8 protein-coding genes are annotated in these 10996 nt (G+C 76.1%); all 8 read right to left on the bottom strand.

All coding sequences use genetic code 11. The features are described 5' to 3' along the window. Positions 1–354: a DUF6204 family protein gene (locus FHX73_RS02875; RefSeq protein ID WP_145903110.1), complete on the bottom strand. Its 354-nt coding sequence runs from the start codon at positions 352–354 to the stop codon at positions 1–3. A gap of 114 nt (positions 355–468) precedes the next feature. After that, positions 469–2913, bottom strand: coding sequence for an ABC transporter permease (locus tag FHX73_RS02870; protein WP_145903109.1), 2445 nt, complete (start codon positions 2911–2913; stop codon positions 469–471). Next, positions 2910–3686, bottom strand: coding sequence for an ABC transporter ATP-binding protein (locus tag FHX73_RS02865; protein ID WP_145903108.1), 777 nt, complete (start codon positions 3684–3686; stop codon positions 2910–2912). Before FHX73_RS02865 ends, FHX73_RS02870 begins: the two co-directional genes overlap by 4 nt. Positions 3687–3879: 193 nt before the next feature. Then, positions 3880–5214, bottom strand: coding sequence for a DUF2252 domain-containing protein (locus tag FHX73_RS02860; protein WP_145903107.1), 1335 nt, complete (start codon positions 5212–5214; stop codon positions 3880–3882). Between the two features lie 128 nt (positions 5215–5342). After that, a complete protein-coding gene (locus FHX73_RS02855) occupies positions 5343–5732 on the bottom strand; it encodes an RNA-binding S4 domain-containing protein (RefSeq protein WP_145903106.1) in 390 nt (129 codons plus the stop codon). A 235-nt stretch (positions 5733–5967) separates the two neighbouring features. Beyond that, positions 5968–7689, bottom strand: coding sequence for an AfsR/SARP family transcriptional regulator (locus FHX73_RS02850; protein ID WP_145903105.1), 1722 nt, complete (start codon positions 7687–7689; stop codon positions 5968–5970). Between the two features lie 238 nt (positions 7690–7927). Continuing rightward, positions 7928–9271: a CHAP domain-containing protein gene (locus FHX73_RS45475; RefSeq protein WP_211786120.1), complete on the bottom strand. Its 1344-nt coding sequence runs from the start codon at positions 9269–9271 to the stop codon at positions 7928–7930. 116 nt (positions 9272–9387) lie between these two features. Beyond that, positions 9388–10821 (bottom strand): transcriptional regulator, encoded by a 1434-nt coding sequence (locus tag FHX73_RS02825; protein ID WP_145903103.1) that lies wholly within the window; start codon positions 10819–10821, stop codon positions 9388–9390. Between the last annotated feature and the right edge of the window lie 175 nt (positions 10822–10996).

The raw sequence follows: 10996 nt of genomic DNA, 5'->3' as shown, positions 1-10996 counted from the left end.
TCAGCCCTGGGCCTGGGCCTTGCGCTGACGCTTCGACAGGGCCGCCTTGGACATGTCCTCCGCGACCGAGCGCAGGTTCTTGTAGCCGTAGCCGCGCTCGGTCAGCCAGGCCTGGGCGGTCTGTTCGGCGCGGGTGGTGGCGGGCACGATGTCCTCGTCGGCGCTGCCGGACTCCAGGAACCGGAAGGTGAAGTCGGCGCGGGCGGCGAGGTCGTAGCTCAGGTGGCCCTCGCGGGTGTAGCTCGCGAACAGCACGTCGTGCTCCTTGGCGGCGGCCAGCAGCTCGGCGCGCTGTTCGGTGGTCAGCCCGTCGAAGGCCCCGCGCACCGTCACTCGGAAGTTCCTGTCACTCATGCGCGCGACCCTAACCGCCGCCGACCGCCGGGCACCAACCGATTACCGCGCCTGCGCCGCCACCGGTTACCGCGCCTGCGCCGCCACCGGTTACCGCGCCTGCGCCGCCACCGGTTACCGCGCCTGCGCCGCCACCGGCCGGGTCCGCAGCAGTGCCCGCCCGGGCAGTGCGGTGGCGGCCACGGCGAGTGCCAGCACGGCGCCCGCCAGCGGCAGCGCGAGCGCGGCCGGGACGTACGGGGTGGTGCCGGCCAGGCCGCGGGTGACCGGGATCAGGGTGATCCAGGCGATCGCGCCGCCCAGCAGCAGGCCGGTGGCCGCGACCAGCAGCGCCTCCCAGCGGAGCATCCCGCGCACCTGGCGGCGGGTGGTGCCGGCCAGCCGGAGCAGGCCGACCTCGCGGCGGCGGTCGAGCACGGTCATCGCCAGGGTGTTCGCCGCGGCCAGGGCCGCGAAGCCGCCCAGCACGCCCGCCATCACCCGGTTCGCCCAGGCGTTGATCTCCTGGTCCTTGTTCGCCTGCGCGGTGAAGCCCGCGGCGTCCGTCACGCTGAGCCCCGGGGAGAGCTCGGCGAGCGCGGCCGCCACCGCCGCCCGGTCCGCGCCCGGCGCGTCCCGCACCAGCAGCTGGCTGTCGTAGCCGGCGGTCACGTGCGCCGCCAGGTCGGCCCGGGGCAGCAGCACCTGGCCGAAGCCCAGCCCGCGCTGGTACGTCGCCACCAGGGTCGGCCGCACCTGGGTGCCGTCGCCGAGCCAGAGCGCGACCGGCTGGCCGAGCCGGGCGCCCAGGCTGTCCGCCAGCCCGGCGTCCAGCGCGACCGTGCCCGGCCGGGCCAGGTCGGCCGTCGAGCCGGACCGCAGGCCCAGGTCGAGCACCTGGTCGAGCTGCGCCGGGTCGCCCGAGACGCCGAGGGCGGTGGCCGAGCTCAGCGTGTCGTCGGACCGGTAGACCACCCCGCCGCGCAGCACCCCGGCGGCCGCCCGGACCCCGGGCAGTTCGGCGGCCCGCTGGGCGCTGCCGGCCGGCAGGCCGGGCGCGCTCGCGCCCACCACCTGGTCCGCGGTGATGCCGGCCCGCACCTGGCGGACCGACTCGTGGCTCAGCGTGCTCTGCAGGAAGAGCAGGGTGCCGCAGAAGCCGGTGACCATCACGATCGGCGTGATCGCCGAGGCCAGCCGCCGGGCGTTGGCCCGCGCGTTGTCGGCCGCCAGCGAGGCGGGTGCGCGCAGGTGGCGCAGCGGCCAGCCCAGCACCGCCACCGCCAGCCGGGCCACCCACGGCCCGAGCAGCGCGACCGCCAGCAGGAAGCACATCACCACGCCGAGCGCGGTGTTGGCCGCCGTAGCACCGTTCAACGAGGCCGCCACGCCGGAGAGCACCACGCCGCCCACCGTCGCGAGCAGTCCGACGGCGGTGCGCACCGGCCCCGGCAGTCCGCGGTCCAGCGCCGCCGCGCTCAGCGCCAGCCCCGGCCGCAGCTTGGCCGGCCGCCGGGCCGCCAGCCGGCCCGCCGCCAGCGCCGCGAGCAGCACCGCGCCGACCGCCGCCAGCAGCGGGACCGGGCCGACCGAGAGTGACACACCGTCAGGCACCATGCCGCGCCGCACGAGTGCGTCGAGCCACCAGTGCGCCAGCGCCAGCCCGGGCAGGATGCCCAGGGCGCCCGCCGCCGGGGCCAGCAGCAGCGCCTCGGTCGCGATGGTGCGCCGGATCTGCCGCGGCGTCGCCCCGATCGCCCGCAGCAGCGCGAACTCCCGGGCCCGCTGGCCGACGGCGAGCGCGATGGTGCCCATCACCACGAACACCGCGGTGAACGCCGCGATGCCGCCGAACGATCCGCCCAGCGCCGTCAACAGTTCGCGCGCCTGCAGGAGTTGGGGGTGCTCCAGGACCGCCCGGTCGTCCCCGGTGAACACCTTCGCCCGGCCGTCCACGGCCGCCCGCACCTGCGCGGCCAGCTGCGCGGTGCCGACTCCGGGGCGGGGCTGCACGGTGATCGCGTCGACGGTGCCGGGGTGGCCGGCCAGCCGTTCCGCCGCCGCCGGGTCCAGCCAGAGCCCGGAGCGACCCTGGTCCACCGCGCTGATCCGGTAACTCTGGCTGCCAGTAGGCCCGTTGAGCGTGACCTGGGCGCCGGGCCGCAGGCCGGTGTCGCCCCCGGTGGTCAACCCCGCACCGCTGTCGCCCGCGTGCACGGTCCGGCTCGCGCCCGTCCCGTCCAGTGCGGTGAAGGAGAGCTCCGGCCGGGCCTGCGCGACGCCGGGTTGACGGGCAATCAGATCCGCCAAGTCGGCTTCGATGCGCGCCTGTTCGGGCAGCGGTGTGCTGACGGTCTCGGGCGACTGCCCGTGCTGCACGGTGATCCGCACGCTCGGGTCCGCGGCGACCACCACGGGGGCGTCCGCGTACCGCACGGGCGCCAGGTGCGCCGTCAGCCCGGTCTGCAGCAGCACCCCGCAGCCGGTGATCACGGCCGCGCCGAGCAGCAGGGCCAGGAAGCTGCCGACGAACGAGGCGGGCCGGAACCGCACCGAGGCGCGGGCGAGTCCGTTGCTCACGCGGCCACCCCCGCGGCCGGGGCGGTCAGTCGGGTCATGGCGTCGGCCACCCGGCGGGCGTCCGGCCGGTCCAGCGCGTCCACCAGCAGGCCGCCGGCCAGGAAGAGCACCCGGTCGGCGTGCGCGGCGGCGGCCGGGTCGTGGGTCACCATCACCACGGTCGCCCGCAACTCGTCCACGGCTTGCCGCAGCAGGGTCAGCACCTCGTGCGCCGTGCGGGTGTCCAGCGCACCGGTCGGCTCGTCCGCGAAGATCACCTCCGGCCGGGTGATCAGCGCCCGGGCGATCGCCACCCGCTGCTGCTGCCCGCCGGAGAGCTGGGCCGGCCGCCGCCCGCCGTGCTCGCCCAGCCCGACCCGCTCCAGCAACTCCCGGGCCAGCCGCCGGTCCTGGCGCTCGCCGGCGAGCCGCTGCGGCAGCAGCACGTTCTGCAGCACGCTGAGCGAGGGCAGCAGGTTGAAGGACTGGAAGACGAACCCGATCCGGCTGCGCCGCAGTTCGGTCAGCTTCTGCTCGCTCAGCGAGCTGATCTCCCGGCCGCCGAGCAGCACCTGGCCGGCGTCCGGCCGGTCCAGGCCCGCCGCGCACTGCAGGAAGGTGCTCTTGCCCGAGCCGGACGGACCCATCACGGCGGTGAACGTGCCCGGCGCCAGCGCCAGGTCGATCCCGCCCAGCGCCCGCACGGTCCGGGCGCCGCGCCCGTACTCGCGCCGCACGCCGCGCAGCTCGACGGCGAACTCGGGCGGGCCGGAACGGGGTTCGCGGGGTGCCATGGGGAGGTCCTTCCTGCACGGATCGACGTGGATCGACACGGATCGACAACGTGTTCCAGGCTAGGAAGCGGCGCGGCCGGGAACCATGGCGTTCCCCGGCGTCCGGGCCCGGGGGTTATCCCCACCCCGGGGCTGCCCGATCAGTCCTCGGCGACCGACCCGCCGCTCAGTCCGCGGCCGCCGGACCGCCCGCTCAGTCCTCGGCCGCCGGCACGGAGCCGGCGGCGATCGCGGCGGTCAGCTCGGCGTGGTCGGCCGCCGTCTGGTCCGCGTAGTGCAGCGCGAAGTCGGCGATCGCCCCGTCGAAGGCGTCCCCGGCGCCCAGGTAGGCGGCGATCGCGATCCGGTCCCCGGAGCGGGCGTGCGCCCGGGCCAGGGTCTGGCCGCAGAGCGCGGCGTAGTCGCGCAGCCCCTTGGCGGTCATCCGGTCCACCTCGGCCGAGCCCTTCATGTCGCGCAACTGGCGGCCGTAGAAGTGCCGCCCGGCCGGGCCGGTGGTCCAGCCGAGGAAGATGTCGCTCGCGGCCTGCAGCAGCCGCTGCCCGGCCACCACCCGGTGGCCCTGGTGCGCGGGCGAGCGGCCGGGCAGGTGGGACTCCAGCACCGACCGCTGCGCCTCCTTGAGTTGGAGGAAGAGCGGCTCGCCGTGGGTGCGGCCGAGCAGCAGCGCGATGTAGCAGCGGGTGCCGACGCTGCCGACGCCGACCACCTTGCGGGCCGCCCCGGTCAGCTGGAACCGGTCGAGCAGGTGGCGGCGGTCCTCCGCCAGGGTGCCGCGGTAGCCGCTGAACACCTGGCCGATCGCCTTGAGTTCGTCCGCCGGCACGGGTACCAGCAGCGGCGGGTCGCTGATGATCCGGTGCCGGCCGTCCCGCTCCTCGGTGAGCTTGGCGAGCGCCTGCAGGCTGGTCCGGCGGCGGGCGTGCGCGAGGGTCCGCTCGGCCCGCGCGCGGCGGCGGCCGGTGAGCAGGGCCAGCACCTGGTCGGCGTCGACCTTCTCGTACCAGACCCCGCACTCGCCCGTGCCGGCCAGTCGGCGCACCGCGGTGCGGTAGGCGGTGGCGGCGGCCCGGGCGGCGGCGTGCGCCTTGGCCGCCGGCTCGCCGTTGTCCAGGGCGGCGACGGCGACGCTGGCGGCCAGCCGCTTGACGTCCCACTCGAACGGTCCGGGGTAGGTCTCGTCGAAGTCGTTCAGGTCGAACAGCAGCTCGCGCTCGGGGGAGGCGAAGAGGCCGAAGTTCAGCAGGTGGGCGTCGCCGCACAGCTGCACCTCCAGGCCGGTGTCCGGCACGGCGGCGAGGTCGGCGGTGAGCACGGCCGCGGCGCCGCGCAGGTAGGCGAAGGGGGAATCGGCCATCCGCCCGTAGCGGATCGGCAGCAGGTCGGGCACCCGGTCCGCGCCCTGCTCCAGCAGCACCTTCAGCGGGTCGGGCCGGTCGCCGGCCGGGATCCACCGGCCGTGCTCCCGCCGCCCCACCCGCCGGCGGGCCGCCCGCCCCCGCTTGGCCCGCTCCGCCGCACTCGCCACCCTCGCCCGCCTCTCGGTCCGGGGCCGCGCGGCCCGCCGAGCCCATCGTCGGGGCTGGGCCGCCCGCCCGCATCCGGGAGCTGGCGGGGCGTCAGGGTGAGGGTGGGTCAGCCGGCGCGGGGGCGGGCTCAGCGGCCGCGGCCGAGGACCTGGTCCAGCGAGCGCCGCTCGCGCTTGGTGGGGCGGCCCGCGCCGCGGTCGCGGACGGCGACGGGGGCGTTGACGTTGAACGGGTCGGAGGCGGGGCGCGGCGGGCTGTTGTCGACGTAGCAGTCCACGGCGACCGTGGCGCCCACCCGCTTGCTCAGCAGCCTGGTGACCACCACCACCCGGTCCCACTCCTCCTGCCGCACCCGCACCTCGTCGCCCACCTTGAGCGGCTGCGCCGGCTTGGCCCGCTCGCCGTTGACCCGGACGTGCCCGGCCCGGCAGAGCCCGGCCGCCACCGACCGGGTCTTGGCCAGCCGCACCGACCAGACCCAGGCATCCACCCGGACCGCTCCCACCTCTTCAGCCATGGCCCCGACTCTAGGGGGTGTCTTTCGGGTCACGCCGGGCGGGCACGCACGCCCCCAGCCTTCGGCCGGGAGGGACCCCCACGCCGGCTTCTCGTCAGTCGCCGATGGCCCCCATCCTCGGCGCCGCCGATGCACGCACCCGTGGGGGCACCTCCCGGCCGAAGGCTGGGGGAGACGCCCGCTATCCGACGTGACCCGAAAGACACCCCCTAGCGCCCGGCCCCAGGCCGACCGGTCACCTTTTCGCCTCCGGCGGGCCCAGCCAGCGGGCGAACGCGTGCGAGAGCCGGGGCAGCGCGTAGCGGCCCGGCACGGGGCTCACCACCAGGTGGGCGTCGACCAGGCGCTCCAGCACCTCTTCCCCGGGTGTGGGCGCGGGCGACCGGGGCGTCCCCAGCCGTCGGAACGCCGCCGCGGCCTCCGGGTCCAGCCGCCCGAAGCTCTCCGCGTACGCCCGCCGGACGTCCAGCGAGCCCACCCGCAGCTCCTCCAGCACCCGGTCGGGCGCCGCCAGCCGGCCCGCCAGGTGGGCCAGCGACCAGGCCGGCCGGGTGCCCAGCCGGGCCGCGCAGATCCGCAGCGCCAGCGGCAGGCCGTCGCAGGCCGCCAGCAGCTCGGCCGCCGCGCCCGGCTCGGCGGCCAGCCGGCGCGCCCCCAGCAGCCGGACCAGCAGCTGGCGCGCCTCCTCGGGGGAGAGCGGCTCCAGCAGCAGCGGGCGGGCGCCGGGCAGGTCGGCGAGCCGGTCCCGGGAGGTGACCAGGGTCGCGCTGCCCGGGCCGGTCGGCAGCAGCGGCAGTACCTGCCCGGTGTCCCGGGCGCCGTCGAGCACCAGCAGCACCTGGCGGTCGGCGAGCACCGAGCGGTAGAGCGCCGTCCGGGCGGCCGTTCCGGCGGGGATCGCGGCGGCCGGCACCCCCAGCGCGCCGAGCAGCGTGCGCAGCACCCGCCCGGTCGGCTCCCCGCCGCCGCCCGGCCCGTCCCCGCCCAGCCCGCCGTCGAGCTCCGCGTACAGCGTGCCGTCGGCGAACACCTCCCGGACCAGCTGCGCCGCCCGCAGCGCCAGCGCGCTCTTGCCCACCCCGGGGCCACCGGTCAACACCAGCACCTGCGGCGCCCCGTGCGCCGCCCCGGCACCGGCCAGCCGCTCGGTGAGCCGGCGCAGTTCGGCCGAGCGGCCGGTGAAGTCCGGTGCGCCGGGCGGGAGCTGATGGGCGCTGACGAACCCGGAGGAGGCCAGCAGCCGGCGCCGCGCCGAGCGCAGCTCCGCCCCCGGCTCCACCGCCAGCCCCCGGCGCAGTGCGGCCCGCGCCGCCCGGTGGGCCGCCAGCGCCTCCCGGGGCCGCCCGTCGCGCTCCAGCGCGGCCGTCAACTGCACCCAGAACCGCTCGCGTTCCGGGTGCGCCGTGGTCAACTCCCGCAGTTCGGCCAGGGCGTCGGCGTGGCGGCCGAGCCGGAGCTCGGCGGCCATCCGCAGCTCCAGGGCGTCCAGCCGGGTGGCGGACAGCCAGTCGGCCTCCTCGCGGTGCAGTGCGTCCGAGGGCACGTCCACCAGGGCCGGGCCGCGCCACAGCGCGAGCGCCTCGCGCAGCAGGGTGGCGGCGTGCGGCACGGCGTCGGCGCGCAGCGCCGCCAGGCCCCGGTCGCGCAGCTCGGTGAACCGGTGCAGGTCCACCTCGGCCGGTGCGGCGCGCAGCAGGTAGCCGCCGCCCGCGGTCTCGATCCGCTCGCCGGCCGGCCCGAGCACCTGGCGCAGCCGCATCACGTAGTTGCGCAGGGTGCTGTCGGCGCTGCGCGGCGGCCGGCCGTCCCAGAGCAGGTCGGCCAGCCGGTCCGCCGTCACCGGCTGCCCCGGGCGGATCAGCAGCGCCGCCAGCAGGATCCGCTGCTTGGGCGCCGGAACCGCACGGGCTCCGGCCGTGTCCTTGACCAGTAGCGGTCCGAGAATCCCGAACTCCACCTCGGTGGCCCCCTCGTTCGTATGGCGAGGGCATGTCTAGCGCGCGGTCGGCGGTGCGGGGGCGGCTGCTGCCGACGGTCAATCAATTCCGGTCAACGCGGCGCCGGCCCGCCCCGGAGGCGTTCCCCGGGGCGGGCCGACGTGACGGACGGTCAGGAGCTGATCGGCCAGGAGCCGATCGGTCGAGAACTGATCGGTCGGGAGCTGATCGGTCGGGAGCTGATCGGTCCGGAGCCGGTCAGCCGCAGTGGCTCCAGCCGCTGGTCCAGGAGGTGCCCGCGTAGGAGCCGCCCCACTGCACGCAGGTGGCCGCCGCGTGCTCGATCACCGGTCCGGCGTAGTAGGTGAAGTTGCCCGGGTTGCTGGCCGAACTTCCGCCCTGCACGGCCAGGGTGGCGTTCATCGCGACCGGGCCGGACGGCTCGGCGGCCAGGGTGACCACGCAGTTGTCCCCGGTGGAGGCGTTGTAGAGCAGGTCGACGGTCGCGTTGCCGAGGCCGTGGCTGTCGATCACCGCGTAGCCGCTGCCGCAGACCTGGGCGGCCGTGTACTTGTTGCCGCTGCCGGGGCCGGGGGTCGGCGTGCCGGTGCCGCAGTGGTCCCAGCTGCTGGTCCAGGAGCTGCCCGCGTAGCTGCCGCCCCACTGCACGCAGGAGTTCGGGGCGTAGGCGGTGACCGGTCCGGCGTAGTAGGTGAAGTTGCCCGGGTTGGTTGCCGAACTGCCCCCCTGCACGGCCAGGGTGGCGTTCATCGCGACCGCGCCGGACGGCGTCTTGGCCAGCGTGGTCACGCAGTTGTAGCCGGTGGTGCCGTCGTACAGCAGGTAGACGACGGCGCTGCCGAGGTCGTGCGAGTCGATCACGCCGTAGCCGCTGCCGCAGACCTGGGTCGGCGAGTAGGGGTTGGCGCCGGTGGAGCCGCTGCCGCTGGTCACCGGGGTGGTGTAGCCGACGATGTAGTAGCCGTCGGCGGTGTCCACCGTGCTCGGCTCGCTGCCGACCGAGGTCTGCCCGGCCGGGATGGTGATCTGCACGACGCTGGAGGTCACCGCGAAGCCGGCCATGGTGCCGGTGCCGGTGGTGCCGCCCCAGTCGCCGTTGGCGGTGGTCACCGAGCCGTCGGCGTTCACCGCGGTCACGATGCCGACGTGGTGGATGGCGCTGTCCAGCGTCGAGCCGTACTCGACGGCGTCACCCACCTGCGGCCGGTAGTCGGCCGCGGTGTGCTGGGAGCCGTTGTTGAGGCCGTAGGTCTGGAAGCTGGCGGCGCCCGCGTCGAGACCGCCGGTGTAGAAGCCGGAGTTCTGCCAGACCCACATGGCGAAGTCGGCGCACCAGTACTCCGGTCCGCCGGAGTAGCCGCCCGCGCAGCTGTGCTCGAACTGCGAGCCGCCCAGGCTGTTGTAAGTGGGGTTGTTGGCACAGGTGCCGGCGCTCTTGCCGATGTTGGCGGAGGCGAGTTGGGCCGCGCCGGTGCCGGTGGCGGCCGAGGCGCCGGCGGCCGGCAGCAGGGTGGCCAGGCCCATGACCAGGACCACCACCGCGGCGCCGGTGGCCCGGCGCAGAAGTCGTATGACGTTCACCGTTCTCCTCTGGGGGAACCTGCGGACACTCCGCGCCCCACCGTGGTCCGGTGGGGCGCGGGTGCGCAGTCTGAACGGCGTCCGTATCGGCTGCGTATCGCGGAATTGACGGGCCGTCAGCCCATGTTGGTGACGAACCCGGCGTTGGGGTAGCGGCAGGCGGCCTGCCTGGCGGTGCTCCACTGCTCGGGGGTCAGCTCCACGGGCTGCCCCGGCTGGTCGGAGCCGGCCGCCGGCGCGGTGCGGGCGTCGGCCGCGTCGGTCGGGCCGTCGCCGCCCAGGCAGGCGGCCGCCACCACGGTGATCGGCTGCGGAGCGGCGGTCAGCCCGGTCGCCTGCCAGCGGTAGAGGAAGTTGTTGCTCAGGCTGCCGACCATCTGGACCTGGTGCCAGCCGGCTTGGCCGGCCGGGGCCGGCGAGGCGCTGGCCGGGGTGGGCGAGGTACCGGCCGGGGTGGGCGGCGCCGCGGCGTAGAACGCGGCGTACCCGACGATGCCCAGGTGGGTCCCGGTGGTCTGGAGCTGGAGGGTGTCGGGATTGTCCAGCGACCGCTCCACGGTGAGCCCGACTCCGCTGGGCGCCGGGGTGTCGGCGGGGCAGTCGCTGGCCTGCATGGTGCCCGGCGGGTTGCCGTGGATGATGGCCGAGGCCACCACGCCGCCGCCGTACACCTTGAACCAGCGGATGTCCGGGGCGCCCCCGGTCGGGTCGAAGACCACGTCGCCGAGGCAGTAGCCGGTCAGGTGCAGCCGGCAGCCGGGCGGGACGGTGTTGATGGTGGTCGAGTTGAGGCTCGCCCCCGACCGCACGTGGGCGCCCTGGCCGTAGGTGACGCCGATGAAGTCCTGCGCCGCGCTGCCCGCCGTGGGGGAGGGGGGCATCGGGCCGCAGGAGAGGGCGTCCTGCTTGTGCTTGTCGCCCAGCAGCATCGGCAGCAGGACGACCAGCAGCGCGACCACCACGACGGCGGCGAGGCCGGCGGTGACGGTGCCCCGGCGGCCGGCCGGCCACCAGCGGCGCCCGCGGGGGGCCGGGGCGTCGGGGTCGGGGGATCCGGTGGCGGCCGGGTTGCTCGCGTCGGTCGCGTCGGTCGCATCGGTCGGGTTGGCCGCGGGGGAGGTGGCCCCGGCGGCGTCGGGTATCGGCTCGGCGGCGGGCTCGGCCGACGGGTCGTCGGGTACCGCCGGGTCCGGGCCGTCGGGTATCGACTGGTCCGGGTCGTCGGGTACCGCCTGGTCCGGCGTGGGCGGGGCCTGCTCCCTGGCCTCGGCGACCCGTTGGTCGTTCAGCACCCGGTTGAGCTCGCGCCACCGGGCCTCCCACTCGGCGGTGTCGCCGCCGCAGGCCCCGACGTAGGCCAGGGTCACCTCCAGGCTGGGTGGCCGTACCCCGCCGGCCGCGTCGCTCAGGGTGGTGGCGCCGAACCCCGCTGTGGTGGCGAGGGCCCGGTAGGTCGGGTTGCCGGCCTGTTCGCGTACGAGCCGCAAATCGTGCGCGAAGGCCTGGAGCGGGCCGGCGGCCGGGTCGATGGGACGTGGTTTGCGGGCCAACGAGTCTCCTGGGCTCTGCCCGAACCGCCGCTGCTGCGGGGCGGCCGGGACTGTCGTCCGAACGCGCGTTCCGATTATCGGTGTCTTCGGTAACTGAAGGGTGGTCAGTATGGCGCCAGCGATCGTACTCGCTGCTCATCCGGCCCGGCGAGGGTGTGGTCCGGCCAGTGTTCGG

This window comes from Kitasatospora viridis (assembly GCF_007829815.1).
Lineage (GTDB): Bacteria > Actinomycetota > Actinomycetes > Streptomycetales > Streptomycetaceae > Kitasatospora > Kitasatospora viridis.
The sequence above is the reverse complement of the archived record's forward strand: the minus strand, read 5'-3'. Positions and strand labels throughout refer to the sequence as shown.